Raw genomic sequence first — 20958 nt, 5'->3', positions numbered from 1 at the left:
ATGCCCCACCGTTCCCCCTCCCCCAGCCACGGCCCGGTCCCCGACGACCACGTGGTGGTGCTGTTCGGCGCGACCGGCGACCTCGCCCGCCGCAAGCTGCTGCCCGGGCTGTTCCACCTCGCCAAGGCGGGGCTGCTGCCGTCCCGCTACCGGATCGTCGGCTCGGCGCCGGTCAAGGACGCCCTCAGCGACGAGGACTTCCGCAAGCACGCGCGGGAGGCGGTCGCCGAATTCGGCCGGTCGAAGCCCGAGGGCCGCGCGTGGCAGGAGTTCGAGGCCGCACTGTCCTTCGGCGCGTGCGATCCGGGCGCCGCCGAGCCGCTGCTCGCGGCCGTACGGGAGGCCGAGCAGGCCACCGGGGGCAGCCCACGGCGCCTGTTCCACCTCGCGGTGCCGCCGGTCGCCTTCGCCTCCGTGGTGGAGACGCTCGGGGCGACCGGCCTCGCCGACAACGCGCGAGTGATCGTGGAGAAGCCCTTCGGCACCGATCTCGCCTCGGCCCGGGCGCTCAACGCGTCGATCCACGCGGTCTTCGACGAGTCCCGGGTCTTCCGCATCGACCACTTCCTCGGCAAGGAGTCCGTCGACAACATCCTCGCCCTCCGTTTCGCCAACGGACTGTTCGAGCCGGTCTGGAACCGCGACCACATCAGCCATGTGCAGATCGACGTGCCGGAGAGCATCGGCATCGAGGGGCGCGCACAGTTCTTCGAAGGCACCGGCACCTTCCGCGACATGATCGTCACCCACCTGTTCCAGCTCCTGGGATTCGTGGCCATGGAGCCGCCCACGGCGCTCCAGGCGCGCTCCCTGCGGGACGAGAAGGAGAAGGTCTTCGAGTCGCTGCAGCCGATCGACCCGGCCCACGTCGTCCGCGGGCAGTACGAGGGATACCGAGCCGAGCCCGGCGTGGACCCCGAGTCGGACACCGAGACCTTCGTCGCACTGCGCGTCGGGATCGACAACTGGCGCTGGGCCGGGGTGCCCTTCTACCTGCGCTCGGGCAAGTCGCTCGGCCAGGCCGGGCACGTGGTGACGCTCGGTTTCCGGGAACCTGCGCTGCGCATGTTCCCGCTGGCCTCGCGGGGCCAAGCCGGGGCCCGGAGCAACGAGCTGATGATCGACTTCGACGATCCCGGCCGGATCACCGCCCGCTTCCTGGTGAAGGAACCCGGCCCCGCCATGCGCCTGAGCAGGGCGGAAATGGTCTTCGGCTACGCAGCCTCCTTCAACACGATGCACGCGCTCGAGGGCTACGAGCGCCTCATCCTGGACGCGATGCTGGGCGACCAGTCGCTGTTCACCCGCTCCGACGGCATCGAGCGCCTGTGGGAGGCGTCGGCCCCGCTGCTGGACAACCCGCCGCCGGTCCAGCCGTACGCCCCCGGCTCGTGGGGCCCGGAGAGCGTCCACCGGCTGATCGCGCCGTACCACTGGAGCCTCTCCCGGCGCACCTGACCGGCGGGCGGACCTGCCAGGCCCTACGGCCGGCCTTTCGGCAGATCCTCAGCGGGATCGCGGAGGTGTCGGCGTCCGTCCGCGACGCCTGCGGCACGCTCACGCTCTGCACCATGGGGCCGCAGGGCTGATGATCCACGGCATCGTCGAACGGTTCCAGACCCGCCGCCCGGCCGTCCGGCTCGACCACCGCGACCTGAGTCCCGTCAACCCGCTCACGCCGCTGCGGTCGGGCGAGATCGACGCGGCGCACCTGTGGCTGCCCGTGCACGAGCCCGACATCACCGTCGGCCCGATCACCCACACCTCCCAGATCGTGCCGGCCACGGCCGCCACGCACCCGTGCGCCGACCGCGGGTCGGTCTGTCTGGAGGGCTACCGCGACATGACCTTCCTGGCGCATCGGTCACCGATCCCGCCCTCCATGCAGGAGGTCTTCCAGCCCTTCCGCACCCCCTCCGGACGCCCCATTGCCCGTGGCCCGACACCGCTGTGCTGACGCAACACGCCGTGCCGCGGTGACGCGACCTCCGCCCCGGACCTCATCGCGCGACTGCTGTGGACGCCTCACGGACCGAACAATCGGCCATTCAGTATCAATTCGTATATAGCGCGATTTCGCGGCGTGAGATGGATCACGTGTCCTTGTCGGCGACTGAAGCCTGTGCGTAACGTCCTCGCAATCCGCTTGAGCGGACCACCTCGGCCGGACTCCGAGTCCTGTTCCTGCCAGGTGGGTCGTCAAGCAACGACGTGAACATCTGCGGGGAAACCCTGCCTGCCGCCACCGGCCTGTCCGCGTGGACTTGCAGGCGCACCCGGCAGGATCCGGTCGGATCACCGTGCCTCGCGCCCCATCCCCGGTCCTAACCCCGCAGCTCATCACGCCGGCGTAGCAAGGAGTTGCCCCATGCCTCTTGTCGGACGCCGCGAGACGCGAGCGAGACGGATCGTGCGGAACGTCACCGCCCCCGGTGCCGGAGATTCCAAGTCCCCGCCGGTCTGCGCCTCGGCACCATGAGCCCGTTCCCACTCCGCCCGCTCATCGGAACCGTGTGCGCGGCCGCCGTGGAGGCGGCTGCGGTCATCGCGACCCTGGCCCTGTACCCGTCCGGCATCGGCGGGAAGGGCGAAATCGACGACGTCCACACCGGCCCGCCGTGGGACGGCAGCCCGCCGGTTCGTCCGCTCCACGGGTCGGCCGTCATCGATGACACCCCCGTTCTGCTGGTGCACGGGCTGAGCAGCAACCGGGGAATCTTCCGCGTCCTGCAACGGGAGCTGCGCAGAGCGGGATTCCCCCACGTGACCACGCTGAACTACGGCTGGCTCACCACCGACGTACGCAGCGCCGCACGGACGCTGGCCGGGGAGGTGGAGCGGCTGTGCGACCGCGGTGGGTACGAGCGCGTCCACGTGATCGGCCACAGTCTCGGGGGCCTGGTCGCCCGTTACCACGTGCAACGCATGGGCGGTGACGCCCGCGTGCACACGCTCGTCACTCTGGGCACCCCACATCACGGCACACTGACGGCCATGCTGCCGCTGCCGGTGATGCGGCAACTCAGACCGGGCAGCGACGTATTGACCGAACTGGCGGAGCCCGCGCCCGGATGCGCGACCCGCTTCATCGCGTTCCACAGCGATCTCGACGAGCTGATCATCCCCACCGCCAACGCCAGGCTCACCCATCCGGACCTCCGGACCAGCAATGTCCCGGTACATGCCGTCGGCCACGCGTCGCTTCCTTTGCACCGCAGAGTCGTGCGGGAAATCTGCCGAGTGCTCCCCGAGGACACGCGATTCTCCGAGGCCCCGGCTGTGGCCTGACCGAGCGGACCAGGCGCTGCTGATCGGCCCGGTGCGCCCCTGAGGGCCTTCTCAGGGGCGCGGGCGTGGCGGCTTCCCAGCGCAGGTTGCAAGATCGCGTCCATGAGGCGCCGGAGCGGTCCGTGTTCGCGCAGCGGCCCCGGCGTAGTCGCGTGGTCAGTGTCTTCCCGTCGTAGGTATGCCGACGGCCGCGCATGGGCTGCCCTTCCCGGAACGTGGGGGTGAGCTGGACGACCTGCCGCATGGTGGTGCGGGCCGGGGGCTGCCCGGGCTGGTCGGACACGAGCAGGACCGGCGGGTGCGGGGCCTCGAAGCGCCGGCCGGCCCGCGCGGCCCGCCCGCGTCCGTCGACCGCCCTTCTCCGTCATGTGGGTCCGGGGCTTGGCGGAGCCGCCCGCCGGCCGCCATGGGCTCCGCAGGCGCCCCTTTTGGAATCGATCCCCGGCAGCAGGACACGGGCGAACCCGGGTCCGCCCCACCCTGACGGCAGTGGCCGCGAGGTGCACCATGGGGCCATGAGCGACAGCGGTCCCGTAGATCGGGCCCGGGACCGGGACACGGCCGGGCGGGCCCGCAGTGCCCGGCCGCGCGACGCCCTGGGGCGGCCGCTGCCGTATGAGGCGGAAGGTGTCGCCCGGCAGCCGGAAGGCATCCGGCGTACCCCCGATGAGTCGCTGGCCGAGGCCCAGCGGCTGCTCGACGCGGGCTTGCCCTTCCACGCGCACGAGGTCTTCGAGGACGCGTGGAAGTCCGCGTCCGATCCAGGCGAGCGGGCACTGTGGAAGGGGCTGGCGCAGTTCGCCGTGGCGCTGACCCATGCGGCTCGCGGCAACGCGCGCGGCGCCGTGGTGCTGCTGCGCAGGGCTGCGGACGCGATCGCGCCCTACCAGCGGACCCCGCCGTACGCCATCAACGTCGGTGCTCTCACCGAATGGGCCCAGTGGGCGGCTGACGACCTCGCGAGCAGGGCGTTCGCAGCCCCGGCCCGGCTCACGCCGCCCCCGCTGCGAAAACGTCACCCCTGAGGCCCGGATGTGTGCGGCAACGCTGCTGCCCCTGCGGTAGGGGCCGCCTCTCGTTTCCGCCTGGTGCCGCACAGGAGTACACCGGACAGGAGACATCCAGCCGCGAGCAAGGGAGGAGGGAACGACAATGTCTGCCGAACTGCCGGACGACATTGGGGCGTGGGCACGCGAGATCGTCAAGGCCTTCCCCCACATGTCGGATGAATCACTTCAGAAGGCCGCGGACATTTTCGACGAGGTCGATGCCCGGCTCACCGAGGAAGTCGGCCGACGCCAGACCCCCGCCTCCGCGGAGGGCCCGACTCCCGACCCGCCCAGCCCCGTCCCTCGGTAACCGCGGGCGACCACCTGGGAAGTCTGATGCGTGCCCCTCCCGGCACGCCTCCGTACGGTAGCCGGACCGGGACGCAAGGCCGGGCGCGACGCGATCGCCACGCACGTCGCCTCTCACGACCCCGCCGCCCGCCGGCTCAGGTGTCCGCAGGGGCCCATCAAGGAGTGGACGATCCTGGCCGGGCACTGTCCGTGGCCCGACCGGTACGACCGGCGTGGTGCGGGCCGTCCCCCTCCCGCCCGCGTCACGCTGCCCCAGCCGGCCGGGCGCCCCCTGGGCCCGATCCGCAACCCCTGATCCTCAGTGCGGCGGGTCGGCTCCCTCCGCCACCTCGCGAGAGCGCCGGAACGGTCTTTTCTCCCCTTCTGTCCAGGGGTGCCGTTCCGCACATGCGCGTGACACGCCACTGAACAAGCGCTTAGATAGTGCGTCCGAACGTGCGCCCACGAGCTGGAGACCCCGATGCTGTTCACATCCGTCGACGACGTCTCCGCGCGCCTCGCCGAGACCGGCTACCTGGCCTCGCCCGCAGTCGCCACGACCGTCTTCCTCGCAGACCGCCTCCGCAAGCCGCTCCTCGTGGAGGGCCCCGCCGGGGTCGGCAAGACGGAACTCGCGAAGGCCGTCGCCCAGGTTGCCGGAGCACGGCTCGTCCGGCTGCAGTGCTACGAAGGTGTCGATGAGGCACGGGCCCTGTACGAGTGGAACCACGCCAAGCAACTCCTGCGCATCAGCGCCGGCCGTCACGAGACCTGGGACGAGACGCGCACGGACATCTTCAGCGAGGAGTTCCTGCTGGCTCGTCCGCTGCTGACCGCCATCCGTGGCGACGACCCGAGGGTGCTCCTCATCGACGAGACCGACAAGGCCGACGTCGAAGTGGAGGGACTGCTGCTGGAAGTGCTCAGCGACTTCCAGATCACCATCCCGGAGCTGGGCACGATCAGCGCGGTACGCCGCCCGTTCGTCGTCCTCACCTCGAACGCCAGCCGCGAGCTGTCCGAGGCGCTGCGCCGCCGTTGCCTCTTCCTGCACATCGGCTTTCCGGACGAGGAGTTGGAGCGGCGCATCGTACGGCTGAAGGTTCCTGGGATCGGCGAGGCACTGACGGAATCCGTGGTGCGGGTGGTCGGTGCGCTTCGCGAGATGGATCTGCGGAAGTTGCCGTCGGTCGCCGAGACCATCGACTGGGCGCGCACGCTCCTCGCGCTCGGTGCGGACACCCTCGACGAGACCGTCGTGCGCGACAGTCTCGGCGTCATCCTCAAGCATCAGGAGGACATCGCGAAGGCGGCCGCCAAGCTCGATCTGGATGCTCTGTGAGTGCGCCGACGGGTGTCGAGGAGCGGTTGACGGGTCTTGTCGCGGCACTGCGCGCGCACGGCATCCGCGTCGGCACCGGGGAGACCGTGGACGCGGCGCAGGCGGTGGCGGCGCTCGGCCTGGCCGATCGCGAGCGGCTGCGCGAGGGGCTGGCCGCGACGCTGCTGCACGGCACGGGACAGCGGGCGATGTTCGACGGGGTCTTCGACCTGTACTTTCCGCGCGGCGTCGGGGCGCCGAGTACGGACACGCCCGCGAACCTGGGTGATCTGCGCGACCGTATCGCCGCCGCCCTTGCCGCGGGCGACGAGGCGATGCTCGGCCGATTGGCCGTCGAGGCGGTCGACGGATTCGGTGGATACGGCGCCTCGCCGGCGTCGGGGGGATGGTCGTCGTACCAGACGCTCGAGCGGGTCCAGCCTCAGACACTCCTGGCCCGCGTCCGCGACGGCATCCGGGCACAGACCGGCCCGGCAGGCTTCGCCGACCGGTTGCTCGAGGACGAGATCCGCCGGCGCATCGAGGTGTTCCGCGGACAGGTCGCCACAGAGGCACGACGCCGGGTCGCCGAGCGGCGCGGCATCGACGAGATCGCCCGGCGGGCGTTGGCGCCGACCGCGGACCGGGTCGACTTCCTGATCGCCGGACAGGCCCAGCTGGCGGAGCTGCGCAGGGCGGTTCGACCGCTCGCCCGCAAACTGGCCACCCGGCTGGCCGCCCGCCGCCGCCGCGCCGCGCGTGGGTCCGTCGACCTGCGGCGGACCGTGCGGGGTTCGCTGTCGACGGGCGGCGTGCCGATACGGCTCGTGCTGCGCAAGCGGCGTCCTGTCCGCCCCGAACTGGTGCTGCTGTGCGATGTGTCGGGCTCGGTGTCGGGCTTCTCGAACTTCACGCTGCTGCTGGTACAGGCGCTGCACGACCAGTTCAGCAAGGTACGGGCATTCGCCTTCGTCAACCGGATCGACGAGGTGACCCGCCTGCTGGAGCACGGCGCGGCCGCCCCCGAGGGCCTGAGCGCTCGCATCAAGTCCGAGGCGGTACTCACGGGCTGGCACGGGAGCAGCGACTACGGCACGGCGCTGGGCGAGTTCGACGAGCGGTACGGTGAAGCGGTCGGCTCGCGCACGACGGTCTTCGTACTCGGTGACGCCCGGACGAACATGAGCGACCCGAACCTTCCAGCCGTACGGCACATCGTCAGGCGGGCCCGCCGTGTCTACTGGCTGAACCCCGAGAACCGCGCCCAGTGGGGCACGGGCGATTCGGCCGCACTCGCCTACGCCGAGCTGGTCGAGATGCACGAGTGCCGCAACGCCCACCAGCTCAGCACTCTGATCGCCCGCCTGCTGCCGGTCTGATCAAGGTGCCTCGCCGCTGAGGGCATGCTTGCAGCGCTCTGCACGGCGGATGCGTATGCCGAATCGCAACCAACGGTAGGGGCGTTCTCCGCAACCATCCGCGGTGCCGCGTTGTCGTGGAAGGCGAGGGGTTTACCGGCAGAGCTGCAGGGCGGTGGAAGCCGCACGCCTCCGTCACCCCGGGCTGTGAGCACGAAGTTCGTCGACCAAGGAGGACAGTCGAGTTGTCCGGAACCAGAGGTGCCTCCATAGCGGCTGTACTGCTGGGCGGAATCCTGCTGCTTACGGGGTGCACTGCCTCCGGGTCCGACTCCGCTTCCCGTACGACCGCTTCGCCATCCTCGGCTGCCTCTTCTGCCACAGCAGACGGGTCTGGGGACGTCTCTGCGTCACCGCTGCCCTCCGGGTCCGCCACTTCGCCCTCCGCCACCGCGCCGGCGACCTCCCCCAGCACCCGACAGGCACCCACGCCCATCCCCGGGTGCCGCAATCTGCCCGTCAGCGGCGAGGTCAAGGCCGCGGTGACGCGGGCCTACCGGCGCAGTTTCCCCCGCTTCGCGCACATCGAGCCGGTGCCGCTCCGGTTCTTCTACGGTCAGTGCGGCGCCGTCCGTTACGCCGCCACCCCGTTCCAGCCCACCCGGGGCGCAACCGAAGCGGAACTCGTGAACATGCAGGACGAGGGCAGCGCCATGAAGTACTTCCACACCACCTCCGGAGGCAACTGGGTCTACATCGCCAGCGACGGCTTCCCCGCGGGCCCGCACGGCTGCGGCGACATCCCGCAGATCCCGCGGGCCCTGGCCACCGCCTGGAGGAACTGCGCCATCGACTACTGACGTACGCCGCTGTGCAGGGCGGGACGCGAACGCCGACACGGCGGTTGGGCCGCTGCTGCTCTGCGACGACTGGCCGAGGAAGACCGAGGGCCTATCGAAAGGTGTGCGGCCGCAGCCACGGGCGCGTCAAGGAGCCCGGGGCTCCCCTGGCCCGACAGCGCCTGAGCCGCGGCACGGAGGCCGTAGGGGGCGGCAGAGCGGGCACGGCCGGGCAGCGGGGTCCGTCGTTGTCCCGACGCCTGCGCTTCATGAAGATCACGCCCAACGACCACGTGATGATCACCCGCCAGCGCGACGTTACCTGGCATGTCCCCCACTTCCTTCGCTCGTCGTTCACTGACCGCTTCCGTGATCACCCTCGCGGCGCCCCTCACCGCCTCCTTCGCCGTTCTCGCCCCCGCGACGCCGGCGTTCGCCGACGCCAACGCCGTGCCGACGTACGAGGTGAAGATCAACCTCACCACCGCGGCACTCGACACGTCGCACAACCCGACCTCGGCCGTGAAGGCGGCCTTCGGGATCACCGGCTCTGCCAAGGCACGCTCCTACGAGTACTTCGACACCGATGCTCAGGCCCTCGACGCCCAGGGCTGGGACGTTCGCCTCCGGCACAAGTCCGGTGCGTCCTTCGAAGAGACCTACAAGATGCGCTTCCCGGTGGTCGGCGGCGACATCGACGCCGCGCTGGACGAGGCCAACGCGGAGGGCTTTGACAGCGGCGACACCAACTACGACGCAGAGGTGGACTGGGGCTACGCCAAGCAGACCCTGAGCTTCAGCAACGAGAAGAGCCACAGCGCCGACGGCTACTCCGGCACCTCGATGCCGTCGGGCAGCACCGGCCGCAACTGGCTGGTCAACGAGATCCCCGGCAAGCTCGACGACTGGCTCTACAACAACTGGGGCTCGGACACCCTCAACGCCTCCCGCGCCCACGGCCCGGTGGCCTCGCAGGTCTGGTCCGGTGCGTGGGAGTCGTCCGACGACGCCGGCATCGAGGTGCTGCCCGTCAAGAACGCCGCCGGGACCGGCACCGAGTACATCGTCGAGCTGTCGTTCAAGACGGACGACTACGCCGACGCGGCACGGCTGCACAGCGACGCCATCGCGGTCGCCGAGGGGCACGGCTGGCTGTACCACGGCGACATTCTCAAGACCCAGCTGATCCTCGACCGCTACTGAGCGACCGACCCCGCTCCCGGCTCGCGGAAGAGCCGGGAGCAACGCGGATTCCCCTCATGACGACGGAGTCCGGGTGCCGGTTCGCGGGCGGGCTTGCGTGCGGTCTCGCACAATGATCTTGCCGGTGTTCTCGCCGCGCAGCATTCCCAGGAACGCGTCCACGATGCGCTCGAAACCGTCGACCACCGTCTCGTCCAGGGCGAGCCGGCCGCTCTGCAGATGCGGCACCGCGAACTCGTACAACTCGTCCTGCATATCGCGGTAGTTGCTGACCAAGAAGCCCTCCATGCGGAGGCTCTTCTCCACGATGTCCGCATAGTTGAAGCGCGGCGACGGCGCGTCGGGGGCGTTGTACTGGCTGATCGTGCCGATGCGGACGATGCGCCCGAACTCGCGCAGCGCTCCCACCGCCGCGGCCAGCTGCTCGCCGCCGACGTTGTCGACGAACACGTCGATGCCGTCCGGCGCGGCCTTGCCGAGCAGCTCGGCGGCGGGCCCGTCGTGGTAGTCGAAGACGGCGTCATAGCCCACCTCCCGCGTGAGGTGGTCGGCCTTCGCCGCCGAGCCCGCGCTGCCCACGAGCCGTCCGGCGCCGAGCAGTCTGGCGAACCGCCCGGTCGCCGTGCCGACGCCGCCCGCCGCGGCCGACACGAACAGGTCCTCGCCCTCCCGGAGCCGGGCGATCCGGGTCAGGCCCACATAGGCGGTCAGGCCGGTGCCGCCGAGGGTGCTCAGGTATGCGGTCAGGGACACCCCGTCGAAGCGGGGCAGCCGCCGGATCTCGTCGGGCGTGACCACCGCGTGCGTGCGCCAGCCCTGCCGGTGGAACACGATCTCGCCCTCGGCCAGCCGAGGCGTGCGCGAGGCGATCACCCGACCGATGGTGCGGCCCTCCAGCGGTGCGTCGAGCGCGAAGCCGCCGGGCACGTCGTCCATCATCTCGCGGTGGTAGGGGTCGACGGACCAGTAGAGGTTTTCCACGAGCGCGCTGCCGGCCGCGGGCTCGGGAGGCGTGGACTCGACGATGGCGAAGTGCCCGGCGGTGGGAAAGCCGTGCGGGCGGGCGGTCTGGTGCACGGTGAGCGCGGTCTCGTTCATGACCGGACCGTAGGGCGGGAATGCGCCCCCTGGGCAGCCGGTTGGGCTCATGCGACGCACCGTTCCATGAGCAGTTCTCATACGTTGAGGTGAACGCCCCGTGGCCCGTACGAGCGACTCCGATCTCGCCCCGCACGAACTGCGCGTCCTGGTGGCGGTCGCGGACACCGGCGGCTTCTCGGCCGCGGCCGGCACGCTCGGGCTGACCCAGTCCGCGGTCTCCCACTCGGTGCGCGGCAGTGAGCGCAAGATCGGGGCGGTCCTCTTCGAACGCGGCCGCGCCGGCGCCCGCCCCACTCCTGCCGGAGAGAAGGCCGTCGCGCACGCGCGCCGCATCCTCCGCCTGCTGGACGTCCTGACCGCCGAGGCGCGCGGCGCGGGCCGGCCCGGTGCCGCGGAGGGGCCGCTGCGGATCGCGGCCTTCCGCAGCGCGGCCCTCCACCTGCTGCCGCCCGTCCTGCGGCGGCTACGCGCCCGACACCGGGATCGAGCCGCGGGTGCGGATCGTACGCGAGGTGGGGCGCGGCACTGCGGGCGAAGTGGCCGACGGGAAGGCCGACATGGCCATTGCCGCACTGGGCGGCTCGGTGCCGCTTCCCCCGGGTCTGGTCGCGAGCGGTCTCCTTGAAGAGCCGTATGCCCTGGTGCACCCGGCGGGTCACGCCGCCCCGCGCTCGCTGCCGCTGGTCGACTGGGCCGAGAACTGCGGCTCGTACACCCGCGAGTGGTGGGCCGCGCAGGACTGGATCCCGAAGGCGACCGTCGAGGCCGAGGACGACGGTGCGGTGCTCTCCCTGGTGAGCGGAGGCCATGGAATGGCGATCATGCCGGCGCTCTCCTTGGTCGGAGCCCCGGGCTCCGTCGAGATCTCCGACCTCGGCCCCGCCCGCCCGGCACGTCGGGTCGGCTACGTCACCACCTCCGAACTGGCCGGATCCGCTGTCGTGCGCGCCTTGGTGCGGGAACTGCGGGCGGCGGTCCCGCGGGGTGAGGGCCTTCTCAGCGCGGTCGCGAGCCCGGCGGTGCGCGCTGACTGAACGGGGACACCGGCGCTCCTGCCACCCGACGCAGGGGAGCGTCCGGGGCAGGAGCGTCCGGCGGGGAGTCCCGGGGTGATCAGGTGGTCCAGATCTGGAACTCCGAGACCTGTCCGGCCGGCCAGCCGGTGTTGGTGTTGGCGCCGATGTTCAGGCGGAAGTAGCGCTGGGTGGTGGCGGGGAAGGTGATGGTGACGGTGTTCTGGGTCGCCGGGTCGAAGGTGTAGGCCGTGGAGGGTTTGATGGGGGTGAGGTTCTTGCACCCAGTACCTTCAGCCGGCTGCCGATGCGGCGGGCCGGGACGGACACGGACGCCGTCGCGGCGAGCGCGGGCGCCCTGCTCCGCACGCGCCGGGGGTGCTCCGGCATCCCGCTGGAGGGGCAGCGGGCCGTCACCGGCCGGCCGGCGTGAGGGATGCCGGCGGCACAGGCCACCGGCACCCCTGTCAGTCCGCCAAGGGAGCCGTCAGGTTCCCGATCCGCGTGACCGCCCAGCGCACCATGATCACCGTCACCATGGCGCTTGCCGCGACAGCGGTGACGATCGAGGCGGCCGAGCCGGAATGCAGCGCGGTCAGGAACGGGAGGACCAGCGCGACCACCGCCGCCAGCGCCCCGGCTCCGTACCAGACCAGGAACAGCACCGGGCCCAGGCTGCCGGTAGGAGACTGAGCCGGCGACATCAGCAGATGGTGCTTGGTCGCCCCCCGGCAGGCGTTGACCAGCGAAGCGCCCACCAGCGGCGGCACCAGGGCCGGTGCCAGCAACGCGCGAGCCCCCGCACCTTCCCCGGCCAGCACCCCCGCCGCCACCAGCGCGCCCACCAGCCCCAGCACGACGGGCACCGCCGTGTGCCGCAGCATGAGGTCCCGGTAGGGATACGGCGACCACGACCCGCGCCGCGTGTCGTCGGTCTCCACCCGGGCCGGCTCCAGCAGCTGGGTCAGCGACCAGTAGCCGAAAACCAGTGAGGCCAGCGCCGCCGCCACGCCCGTCCCGCCGTGCGCCGAGGCCGCCAGCACCGCGCCCAGCACCGCGAGCACCCCCAGCACCACCGCCCGGCCCAGCCGGCCCGGAGTCCGCAGCAGCGCGAGCGTGTCCCGCCACGGCACCGCCAGTTCCGCCCGACGGGGCGCCGGCAACCTCCATCGCGCCGACCGGCCCCCGCCGGTGACCCCGGCCACCGCCTGCCGCGCGGTACGGAACTCCACCGTGCGCAGCGCGGCCATCACCCCGGTCGCGGTCCGCGAACGCCGCCGTACCGCGGACAACGCCAGCGACCCGGTGAAGCGGTGTGCGGCGGCCAACGCGCCGGCCACCACCACCGCCAGCAGGACGCCCGCGGCCCAGCCTCCCGGCAGCGCGGCCGGCGTGGGGGCCAGCGCGGCCAGCCCGGCCCAGCCCCAGGGCCCGGACCACAGCTCCACCCGTTCCAGCCCCGGCAGCCGGTCGCCGCCGGCCGCCAGCACGGTCTGCGCCACCAGCGCCAGCACCGCCATACCGACGTACGGCGTGGCCAGCCGGGCCCAGCGGGCCACCCGCTCGCTGCCTTCCACCGCGGCGCCCAGCGCGGTCGCCAGCAGCGGCAGACCGCAGCCGCCCAGCAGACACCAGCCGAACGCGGCCGGCAGCCCCACACCGACCGTCAGGCCCAGCGCGACCATGCCGATCGCCGAGACCAGCAGCCCGGCTCCGCCGGAGATCGCGGCCGACCCCCAGAACCACGGCCGCAGCACCCGGGCGACGTCCACCGGCTGGGCCAGCAGCCAGTCCACGGTCTCCCGCGGCGGCACCACCGGCCCGCGCCACTGGGCGTCCCAGGCCGCGACCAGCAGCCATCCCAGCCCCAGCGCGCAGGACCCGGCCGGCAGCGCGGCCAGGATCGCCGGTCCGTGACCGGAGTAGTCGGCGCCCATCGACTTCTCGAGGAAGAGCCCCATGCTCGGCAGCGCTCCCCACACCACAAGGAGCAGCGCCACGCAGTACAGGGTGTAGGCGATCTGGCCGGTCTTCTTGCGGCGGTGCGGGGTGCGCAGGTCACGGACCAGCCGCAGCGTCTCCCGCGTCCAGTCGTCCTCGTCGGACCAGGCCGCGGCGTGCTCCCCGGTCTCCTCGGTGAGGGTGGTCACCGGGCACCGTCCCCGTTCTCGGCCAGCCAGGTCAGTCCGTCGGTCCCGGTGGCGAGCACCTTGTCCGGGTGGCCGTCGGCCACCACCTTGCCGTCGCTGAGGACCAGCACCCTGTCGGCGACCGCCCGGGCCAGTTCTCCGTGGTGTGTCACCAGCAGCACCCCGACGCCTTCCGCGGTCTCCTTCTTGATCAGGTCCGCCAGCTGCCGCCGCGCGCCCGGGTCCAGTCGCTGTTCCGGCTCGTCCAGCAGCAGCAGGTCGCGCGGCCGGACCATCGCGGAGGCCAGCAGCAGGGACTGGAGCTGCCCGGAGGACAGTGCCCCGGGCAGCGCGTCGGCGTGGTCGGTCAGCTTCCGCTCGGCCATCACGTGGCCGATCCAGTCGCCGGCGTCCTCCACCCCGTGGGCCACCGCCACCAGCTGCAGATGCTCGCGCACGGTCAGGTCGGGGTAACAGGCCGCGGTGTCGCCGACCACCGCCACCCGGGCCCGGACCGCCGGGTCGTTCTCGTTCATCGGCTTGCCGTCGAACGTCACCGTGCCGGTGCTCGGCCTGTCCCGGCCGGCCGCTATGCGCAGCAGTGTCGACTTGCCCGAGCCGTTGTGGCCGAGCAGCGCCACACACTTCCCGGACCGGAGTCGCAGGTTCATCGTGGCCAGCGCTGTGCGCTTGCCGTAGACCCGGCTGACGCCGCTGAGTTCGAGCAATGGTGGTGCACCCATGTCGCCGGGCCTCTCGTCAACCGCGAACGCTGTCCCCGCTTCGACCTCGGGATGACGGCCCGGAGCGGCCCGGCCATTCTCCACGCTCCGCCCAACCGGGGGCCACCGGCCCTGGGTGTCCTTGGTCCACTCCGCGTGCGGGGCGCCGGCGAGTCCGTTTGTGAGGGGTCGCGGTCCATGAAGACCCGGTGGTCGGCTTGCCACAGCGCGGTCTGCCGGTCGACGGTGGCCGACGGCAGTCCGGCGGCGGAGCCGGGGTCCGCTCCGGCGCGGGCACGAAGTTCCGGGTGGACAGTCCGTGCGGGTGGAGCGGCGGCAGGGCCTCGGCGGCCTTCGGGGACTCGCGGCACCACGGCGGCAGGATCGCCGAGGGGAACCCCCGCCTGCGCTCGCCCGTGGCCTCGTCGGTGCGCTTGTCGTCGACCCTCGGCGCCTTGACCTCCACCACCCGGCCGACGTGGTGGCCTTCCGCGGCTGGGGTCACCGTTGCGCACCACCAGGCGTCGGTGCACCGCACGAGCGTCCGGCCGTCTCCGCTGACCGCGACGGCACCGGTCAGGTCCGTTCCCCACGTCGCCGCGTCCCACCGGCCGTCGGCGAGGTTCCAGCGCACCAGGCGGCCCTGGGCGCCTTCGGCCCCGCCTTCCCGGGTGATCCGGCCGATCACGGTCCTCTCCGGGCCGAACCACGCCTGGGCCGTCTCCCATCCCTTCGGTGCGCGCAGCGCTTTGCCCACGAGCCGACTCCCGCCCTTCGACAGAGCGCGGACCGGACCGGTGGGCTCCGCAATGATCTACGGAAGCGAGTCCCACCGCGGCGATTCTCGGATCTCGCGGCGCTCGGGCAGCGTGAAGGGCCCCGGCCTGTTCGGACAGCGCCAGGCCGCCGAGCACGCCGAGGTCCCACAGGCCCGGCCGGGTCGCCGGGCGCGTCTCAGCTCACGGCCTGCTTCACCAGCGCACCAATCCGCGCCTCCACCTCGGCCGTCACCTCGGTCAGGGCGAAACCGGCCGCCCACATCGTGCCGTCGTCCAGCTTCGCCTGGTCGCTGAACCCGAGCGTCGCGTAGCGCGCCTTGAACTTCTCCGCGCTCTGGAAGAAGCACACGACTTTGCCGTCCAGCGCGTAGGCGGGCATCCCGTACCAGAGCTTCGGCGCGAGGGCCGGGGCGACGGCTGTGATCACGGCATGGACTCGCTCGGCCATGATCCGGTCCGAGTCCTGCATCTCGGCGATCTTCGCGAGGACGTCCTGCTCCGCCTCCGCCGCCTTGTCCGCACGCGAACTGCGGCGGGCTGCCCGCTTCAGTTCTTGGGCGCGGTCCTTCATCGCGGCCCGCTCCTCGGCCGTGAATCCCTCGTGCGTGCTGCTTTCGGTGCTGCTCATGGCAGATCATCTCCCCTTGAGGATCGGCGATGTTGTGCAACCTGGACGCGTCGGTGGCGGCGTGCCGCCACACCCTGCATCGGCACGCGGCGTGCCGATCGAGTCGAATACTGCGCGCAACCCGCGAAATTGTCAACGGCACGATGCGTGCCGATAGGATGGCGTCATGCCCGCCACACCGAGGCGCCGAGGCGCCGCGCGCACCGAAGAACTGCTGCAGGCGACGCTCGATCTGGCTGCGGAGGTGGGTTACGCGGGCCTGAGCATCGAGGCGGTCGCCCGAAGCGCCGGGGTCGGAAAGCACACGATCTACCGGCGCTGGCCGTCCATGCCGGCACTGCTGCTCGACGCGCTCAGCCGCGTGTGGACCAGCGACCTGGACTACCGCGACACCGGGGACGTCCGCGCGGATCTGCGCGAACAGTTCCTGCGCTCAGGCCTCACCCTCTCCAGCCCGCCGATCGGCCCCGTCTACCGCGCAGTCATCGCCGAGGCGCAGGCCGACGCCACGCTGCGGGCGACCCTGCACGAACGATTCCTGGTCACCGTCGAGCAGCGCACCCTCGACCGGATCACCCGCGCCCAGCGCACCGGTGAACTGACCGCGGAAGCGAATCTGGAATTCGCCGCCGAGGTGCTGTGCGGCACGCTGTACTACCGCAGCCTGCTCTCGACCCGCCCCATCGACGAGGACGCGGTCGACGGCCTGCTGGACATGTTCATGGCCGCCTACGGAACCAGCGGATCACGGGCTGGGCTGGAGGCCGCGGAGCCGGGTGACACCGCCGCGTAAGAGGTCGTTTTCTCCCGTTGTTTTATCCTGTGATGCGGACTTGGTTGGATGCCGATGCTGGCACTGACCGGCGATGTCCGTCGGTGGGAACCCCGCCGGCTGCGACTGTTCTCCGCCGCCGCCCAACTCGTCACCACCGGCCGCCGCCGCATCCTCCACCTCGCGGGGCACTGGCCATGGACCCACGTGATCACCGAAGCCCTGCAACGACTCACGGCCCTACCGAACCCCGGCTGACCAGCAACTTCCCGTCCCCACGATCAGCACCACCCGACCGGAGCCGTGGAACCCGGCGCCCACCCGACGCGACAACCCGGCCACAACCCTGCCCACCCCACCCGCAGAAAGAGCCGCCCCCGAACGAGCCGAAAGGGCCCGCCAACAAGCTGACGGACCCTCACGCAAAATCGAGGCTGGAGCTGGTCTGGTCAGGAGCGGCCTCGACGGTTCATGATCGCGATTTCGGTGACCCTCCGTTGCCCCAGCACGGAAGTGATCCAGAACCAGTGTCCAGAGACCGCCGACATCGAGGACCCTGCCGCCGGGCCGGTCATGGGCGGCAGGCTGGCAAGATGCTGGGAGTGGACGTCAGCGTGCGGTTGCGCTCGGCTCGTTCCGCAGCGAGGACGCTTTCCAGTACAGCGGGAAATCGTCGCAGAGCCTCTTTTCTCAGAGTCACGTAGCAGCGTGTGCCCTCCATCCGTTGCCAAGTGAGTCCCGCCTCACGAAGGGTCTTCATGTGGTGACTGAACGTGGACTGAGCGATTCGAACGGTGAAGTCTGTGCGCACATGCTCGTTGCCGTCCGCGAGGACGCCCATGATGTGCAGGCGGACAGGATCACCCAGAGCCGAGAGCACCGCGGCGAGGGTGACCTCTTCGAGGTCGGGGTGGCTTACTTCCTTGGGCACAGTCGGGAAGCATACATCGATTATCGACGATTTTCGATGTAGTGTCCCTCTCGTGGACACCCGACTGTGCCGATGTTTGCCGGGCGGTCGTGTCCTGACGCAAGTCGTACGGCAAGAGGAAGACGCATGATGGAACACCAGCACGCCCGACCCCTTCATAACCGCGTCGTCATCGTCACCGGAGCCGGTACGGGGATCGGCCGGGCAACGGCGGTCGCGATGGCCGAAGCGGGGGCGCACGTCCTCGGTGTCGGACGACGCCAGGTGGCCCTGGAGGAGACTGCCGCCATGCACCCCGGCATCGCGACTCTCGCCACGGACCTGCGCTTGGAGCATGCCCCTGAGCTGATCATCGGTACGGCGATCGACCGATGGAACCAGCTTGACGTGGTGGTGAACAACGCTGGCGCCACCGCACGTGTCTCGTTCGACGAGGTGACACGCTCGCGCATCACCGACCTGTTCGACCTCAACGTCATCGCACCCACCATGCTCGCCCAGGCAGCGTTGCCTCACCTGCGCCGCAGCAACGGCTCGATCATCAACATCTCCAGCACCTACGGTCATCGCCCCCACCCGGGCGGTGCCCACTACGGGGCGACCAAGGCCGCCCTGGAACAGCTGACGCGGACCTGGGCGGTCGAGCTGGCCGAGGACGGAATCAGAGTGAATGCCATTGCCCCCGGTCCGACCGAGAGCGAGGCTCTGTCCGTCAGCGGGCTCACGGAGGAGGAGGTGATGAAGGTCAAGAAGGAGCAGGCATCCCGGATCCCTCTGGGAAGGAGGGGAGAACCGGAGGAAGTCGCGTCTTGGATCGTCCGCTTCGCAGATCCCACCGCAACGTGGCTGACGGGCCAGGTTCTAACGATCGACGGAGGCCTCGAACTGATCTGAATACGCTTTTCCGGTGATCCACCGGGCATCAGGCCCCAGCAGAAATGCGACGGCTGCGGCGACGATCTCGTCGTCCTCGCCCATCCCTCCCAGCGAGACACCCATGCTTTCGGCATGCCCTCCGCGAGTACCTGCTCGCTCCCGTGTGACGCGGAACGCGGCGACCACGCCGTCTGCCAGTCGGCCGTCGTCTGTCCAGCCCGGCGTGCGGACCGGTCCGGGCGACACCGCTTTGACCCGGACTCCACAGGGCGCGAACTCCTCCGGCAACTGGTCGACGACCATACGAACGGCGGTCGCGGTTAAAGAGTTGGTCAGCTCGGCCGTGTGGTGCTCCGCGCCGGGTCCGTACATGTCCCAGATCGCCGCCGTCACCGCCGCCTCGAGCGCAGGGTCACCGGCTGTGGGGAAGGAGCCGAAGTCCAAGACCGCCGCCGGGTCTGCGGCGTCGTCGACGTGGATGTTGGGCGGGACCAGACCACCGTGGATGGCGGTTACGGGGGTCGTCGGCAGGCCTCGCAGCGATTCAGTGGTCCACTCGACCGCCCAGGACAACCGGGGCACCGCCGCGGCGAGCACGTTCCGGTGCGGGCGAGCGGCACGCTCGGCCAGAGCGGCCAGCGCCTCGGGGAAGCGGGTGTGACCGTCCCGCAGCGGGCGGTCGTTGCCCTGGACGGTCAGCCGCCGCATCCCGGGCGATCCCGGCACAGACGCCACAGGCCAGGCAGCACAATGAGTGCTCAGTCGGTCCCACACTACGATCAGGGCCTTCAGCAGATGGTGGGCGTCGTCCAGCAGGCGGGATGGAGTCGCTCTCGGCGAGAGAGCGGCGCCCGCCCTTGCAGCCCGCGTGCCGGCGCAGCCGGCAGCACAGGCTGGCGGGCAGGCCCGGTTTGAAGCAGAGCAGCCCGGCCGCCGACAGGCGGCCGGGCTGCGGCCGGACACCTTCACGGTCGGGGCGATGCAGCGCCTGGCCCGGGTGCGGCCCTTGAGCGGACGGCCGGTCATAACAGTTTCGTCTTGAAGCGGATGAAGGCGCCGGTCGCCGGCCGGGAGGTTTTACCTCCTGCCAGGTCACCTCCCCATGCGGTGATTGCGTCCTCATCGCGTTCAACTGCGGGCCGGGCGGGCATCTGCACGCTGTAGCCCGCGCAGTGCAGCAGCCGCGTGACGCCGGAGACGCTGTACGAGAAGTGGAACTTCCGGCCGATCAGCGGCGCACCAGGAGCAAGCCGGAAACGTCGATGCCGTCCCTGCACCTGCGCCAGGCCGGCCACGTGCACGTCAAACCGCTGCTGTTCCAGCAGGTTCTGGCCGAGACAGAGTGGCGAAGAAGCTGGCGGACGAGGACCGGCGCGGTCTGACCGCCCTGTTCGGGTCCAACGTCACCCGTACGACACCTTCCGCCCGAACAAGCGGGGGCGCGACCCGCCTCCCTGGCTGTTCCCCGTGCACGGACGTACGCCGTCGGATACCTCCGCGCTTGTGTGAGCCGGGGCGGCTCGCACAAGCCGCCCGGCTGATTCCACCAGCAATTGCACGGCGGTGGAGGCTTCGGCGGCCTCCATCACCCCGGTAGCGCCGTCGAGGTCAGCTGCCCACGGGGTACCGGCTGGTGATCGCGACGCGGTTGAAGGCGTTCATCACGGTTGCCAGCCAGGCGACTGCCGAGATCTGGTCGGCGGTGAGTATGGCCGCGGCGGCGTTGAAGTCCTCGTCACTGACGTGTCCGTCCGGCACGCGTGTGATCGCCTCGGTGAGGCGGAGGGCGGCGCGGTCGGTGTCGGAGAAGTACCCGGTCTCTGCCCAGGCGGGCAGCACGGCGATCCGGTCGGGGTTCTCGCCCTTCTTGAGGGCGTCGTGGGTGTGCATGCGCAGGCAGAACGCGCAGCCGTTGATCTGGGAGGTGCGGATCCTCAGCAGCTCGACCAGAAGCGGGTCGAGGCCCGCTGCGGCGGCGGCCTTCTCCACCTGTGACGACAGGGCGATGAGGGTCTTGTAGGCGGCCGGGTGCTGCTCGCCGATGTTGACGCGCTGGGGGTCGGTCATGGTTCCTGTGCTTCCTTCGTGTGGTCCGCGCCGCGCTTGTCGGGCACGTCTTGGTGGTGGATGGGGCGTGCTCCGGCAGGGGCGGAGCACGTGAAGAGTGTTGCCGCCCCGCTGCATGCCCCGGGGTTACGACTTCGGGTCTTCGACCTTGAGCTTGGCCCCGGTGTCGGAGACGAAGACGACCAGGAGCTTTGCCGGCTTGGTCCGGCTGGCGTTCTCGGTGAGGACATGGTGGGCGCCCGGCTGCTCGACCCAGTTCTCGCCCTGGTGGTAGGTGGTCACGGGCTTGTCGTCGAGCTTGCTGCGCACGGTGCCTTCGAGGACGTAGGCGTAGACGAACGCCTGGCCGTGCCGGTGCGGAAGCGCGCTTGCGCCGGGCGGGAAGGCGACGATCGCTGAGGTGAACGTCTTGCCCTTCACATTCGTAAGCGCCTGCTGGAGCAGCGGTGTGAAGGTTTCGACGGGGCGCGTCGATGCCGCGACCGTCGCCTGCGCCTTGGCGTGTGCGGGCTGGTCGGAGGTCGAGCAGGCCGTGGCCCCAGTCAGCGTGGCGGCAGCCAGCAGGCCGCCGGCGATTCGTATTCCGATCAC

17 protein-coding genes and 4 pseudogenes are annotated in these 20958 nt (G+C 70.8%); 12 read left to right on the top strand and 9 right to left on the bottom strand.

Annotated elements, in window-relative coordinates:
• The 8 genes from zwf (at position 1) to ACWDAS_RS17515 (ending at position 9349) form a co-directional block, all read left to right on the top strand.
• On the top strand, positions 1-1458 hold the full coding sequence (gene zwf, locus ACWDAS_RS17550; RefSeq protein WP_450391266.1) for a glucose-6-phosphate dehydrogenase: 1458 nt from the start codon (positions 1-3) through the stop codon (positions 1456-1458).
• A 130-nt stretch (positions 1459-1588) separates the two neighbouring features.
• The gene (locus tag ACWDAS_RS17545) at positions 1589-1957 is read left to right on the top strand and encodes a LysR substrate-binding domain-containing protein (RefSeq protein WP_450391263.1); all 369 of its coding nucleotides are present in this window, start codon (positions 1589-1591) and stop codon (positions 1955-1957) included.
• A gap of 518 nt (positions 1958-2475) precedes the next feature.
• A complete protein-coding gene (locus tag ACWDAS_RS17540) occupies positions 2476-3288 on the top strand; it encodes an esterase/lipase family protein (protein WP_450391260.1) in 813 nt (270 codons plus the stop codon).
• Positions 3289-3803: 515 nt separating this feature from the next.
• Positions 3804-4313 carry a DUF309 domain-containing protein gene (locus ACWDAS_RS17535; RefSeq protein WP_450391257.1) on the top strand — a complete coding sequence of 170 codons (510 nt, stop codon included), beginning with the start codon at positions 3804-3806 and terminating at the stop codon, positions 4311-4313.
• A gap of 799 nt (positions 4314-5112) precedes the next feature.
• Positions 5113-5970 (top strand): AAA family ATPase, encoded by an 858-nt coding sequence (locus ACWDAS_RS17530; protein ID WP_450391634.1) that lies wholly within the window; start codon positions 5113-5115, stop codon positions 5968-5970.
• A complete protein-coding gene (locus ACWDAS_RS17525; protein WP_450391254.1) occupies positions 5967-7328 on the top strand; it encodes a vWA domain-containing protein in 1362 nt (453 codons plus the stop codon). Before ACWDAS_RS17530 ends, ACWDAS_RS17525 begins: the two co-directional genes overlap by 4 nt.
• Positions 7329-7849: 521 nt before the next feature.
• On the top strand, positions 7850-8167 hold the full coding sequence (locus ACWDAS_RS17520) for a hypothetical protein (protein ID WP_450391252.1): 318 nt from the start codon (positions 7850-7852) through the stop codon (positions 8165-8167).
• Between the two features lie 306 nt (positions 8168-8473).
• Entirely contained in the window at positions 8474-9349 is an 876-nt protein-coding gene (locus ACWDAS_RS17515) for a hypothetical protein (protein WP_450391249.1), read from the top strand.
• A gap of 54 nt (positions 9350-9403) precedes the next feature.
• Here the strand turns inward: ACWDAS_RS17515 and ACWDAS_RS17510 are convergent, their stop codons facing one another.
• Positions 9404-10447, bottom strand: a complete 1044-nt coding sequence (locus ACWDAS_RS17510) for an NADP-dependent oxidoreductase (protein ID WP_450391246.1) — start codon at positions 10445-10447, stop codon at positions 9404-9406.
• Positions 10448-10547: 100 nt separating this feature from the next.
• Here ACWDAS_RS17510 and ACWDAS_RS17505 point away from each other — a divergent pair.
• Positions 10548-11484: pseudogene (locus tag ACWDAS_RS17505) on the top strand (LysR family transcriptional regulator).
• Between the two features lie 446 nt (positions 11485-11930).
• On the opposite strand, the gene ACWDAS_RS17500 reads toward ACWDAS_RS17505, so the two are convergent.
• The 4 genes and pseudogenes from ACWDAS_RS17500 to ACWDAS_RS17485 all read right to left on the bottom strand — a co-directional run bounded on the left by ACWDAS_RS17500 (position 11931) and on the right by ACWDAS_RS17485 (position 15721).
• Positions 11931-13613, bottom strand: coding sequence for a hypothetical protein (locus tag ACWDAS_RS17500; protein ID WP_450391244.1), 1683 nt, complete (start codon positions 13611-13613; stop codon positions 11931-11933).
• The gene (locus ACWDAS_RS17495) at positions 13610-14335 is read right to left on the bottom strand and encodes an ABC transporter ATP-binding protein (RefSeq protein ID WP_450391241.1); all 726 of its coding nucleotides are present in this window, start codon (positions 14333-14335) and stop codon (positions 13610-13612) included. The genes ACWDAS_RS17500 and ACWDAS_RS17495 overlap by 4 nt, the downstream gene beginning before the upstream one ends.
• Positions 14336-14487: 152 nt before the next feature.
• Positions 14488-14841: pseudogene (locus ACWDAS_RS17490) on the bottom strand (IS256 family transposase); the annotation flags it as partial.
• 427 nt (positions 14842-15268) lie between these two features.
• Complete coding sequence (locus tag ACWDAS_RS17485) at positions 15269-15721, bottom strand: iron chaperone (protein WP_450391238.1); 453 nt, start codon at positions 15719-15721, stop codon at positions 15269-15271.
• 166 nt (positions 15722-15887) lie between these two features.
• Between ACWDAS_RS17485 and ACWDAS_RS17480 the strand changes: the two genes are divergently transcribed.
• Together ACWDAS_RS17480 and ACWDAS_RS17475 are read left to right on the top strand one after the other, a co-directional pair.
• Complete coding sequence (locus ACWDAS_RS17480) at positions 15888-16514, top strand: TetR/AcrR family transcriptional regulator (RefSeq protein ID WP_450391236.1); 627 nt, start codon at positions 15888-15890, stop codon at positions 16512-16514.
• A gap of 39 nt (positions 16515-16553) precedes the next feature.
• Positions 16554-16751 (top strand): annotated as a pseudogene (locus ACWDAS_RS17475) (transposase); the annotation flags it as partial.
• A gap of 313 nt (positions 16752-17064) precedes the next feature.
• Here ACWDAS_RS17475 and ACWDAS_RS17470 read toward each other — a convergent pair.
• Positions 17065-17424, bottom strand: coding sequence for an ArsR/SmtB family transcription factor (locus ACWDAS_RS17470; protein ID WP_450391233.1), 360 nt, complete (start codon positions 17422-17424; stop codon positions 17065-17067).
• Between the two features lie 126 nt (positions 17425-17550).
• Between ACWDAS_RS17470 and ACWDAS_RS17465 the strand changes: the two genes are divergently transcribed.
• Positions 17551-18318, top strand: coding sequence for an SDR family NAD(P)-dependent oxidoreductase (locus tag ACWDAS_RS17465; RefSeq protein ID WP_450391229.1), 768 nt, complete (start codon positions 17551-17553; stop codon positions 18316-18318).
• Here ACWDAS_RS17465 and ACWDAS_RS17460 read toward each other — a convergent pair.
• The 3 genes and pseudogenes from ACWDAS_RS17460 to ACWDAS_RS17450 form a co-directional block, all read right to left on the bottom strand.
• Positions 18286-19532, bottom strand: a pseudogene (locus tag ACWDAS_RS17460) (winged helix-turn-helix domain-containing protein); the annotation flags it as partial. The gene ACWDAS_RS17465 and the pseudogene ACWDAS_RS17460 sit on opposite strands and share 33 nt — an antisense overlap.
• 376 nt (positions 19533-19908) lie before the next feature.
• Complete coding sequence (locus ACWDAS_RS17455; protein ID WP_450391226.1) at positions 19909-20367, bottom strand: carboxymuconolactone decarboxylase family protein; 459 nt, start codon at positions 20365-20367, stop codon at positions 19909-19911.
• A gap of 126 nt (positions 20368-20493) precedes the next feature.
• Positions 20494-20958, bottom strand: a complete 465-nt coding sequence (locus ACWDAS_RS17450; protein ID WP_450391223.1) for a cupin domain-containing protein — start codon at positions 20956-20958, stop codon at positions 20494-20496.

This window comes from Streptomyces sp. NPDC001070, from assembly GCF_053598835.1.
This window is presented reverse-complemented; position numbering and strand designations above follow the sequence as displayed.

Excerpts from the sequence above, each read along its gene's own strand:
- zwf (WP_450391266.1), top strand. The coding sequence starts at position 1 with ATGCCCCACCGTTCCCCCTCCCCCAGCCACGGCCCGGTCCCCGACGAC.
- ACWDAS_RS17545 (WP_450391263.1), top strand. The coding sequence starts at position 1,589 with ATGATCCACGGCATCGTCGAACGGTTCCAGACCCGCCGCCCGGCCGTC.
- ACWDAS_RS17540 (WP_450391260.1), top strand. The coding sequence starts at position 2,476 with ATGAGCCCGTTCCCACTCCGCCCGCTCATCGGAACCGTGTGCGCGGCC.
- ACWDAS_RS17535 (WP_450391257.1), top strand. The coding sequence starts at position 3,804 with ATGAGCGACAGCGGTCCCGTAGATCGGGCCCGGGACCGGGACACGGCC.
- ACWDAS_RS17515 (WP_450391249.1), top strand. The coding sequence starts at position 8,474 with ATGTCCCCCACTTCCTTCGCTCGTCGTTCACTGACCGCTTCCGTGATC.
- ACWDAS_RS17510 (WP_450391246.1), bottom strand. The coding sequence starts at position 10,447 with ATGAACGAGACCGCGCTCACCGTGCACCAGACCGCCCGCCCGCACGGC.
- ACWDAS_RS17495 (WP_450391241.1), bottom strand. The coding sequence starts at position 14,335 with ATGGGTGCACCACCATTGCTCGAACTCAGCGGCGTCAGCCGGGTCTAC.
- ACWDAS_RS17485 (WP_450391238.1), bottom strand. The coding sequence starts at position 15,721 with ATGAGCAGCACCGAAAGCAGCACGCACGAGGGATTCACGGCCGAGGAG.
- ACWDAS_RS17480 (WP_450391236.1), top strand. The coding sequence starts at position 15,888 with ATGCCCGCCACACCGAGGCGCCGAGGCGCCGCGCGCACCGAAGAACTG.
- ACWDAS_RS17465 (WP_450391229.1), top strand. The coding sequence starts at position 17,551 with ATGATGGAACACCAGCACGCCCGACCCCTTCATAACCGCGTCGTCATC.
- ACWDAS_RS17455 (WP_450391226.1), bottom strand. The coding sequence starts at position 20,367 with ATGACCGACCCCCAGCGCGTCAACATCGGCGAGCAGCACCCGGCCGCC.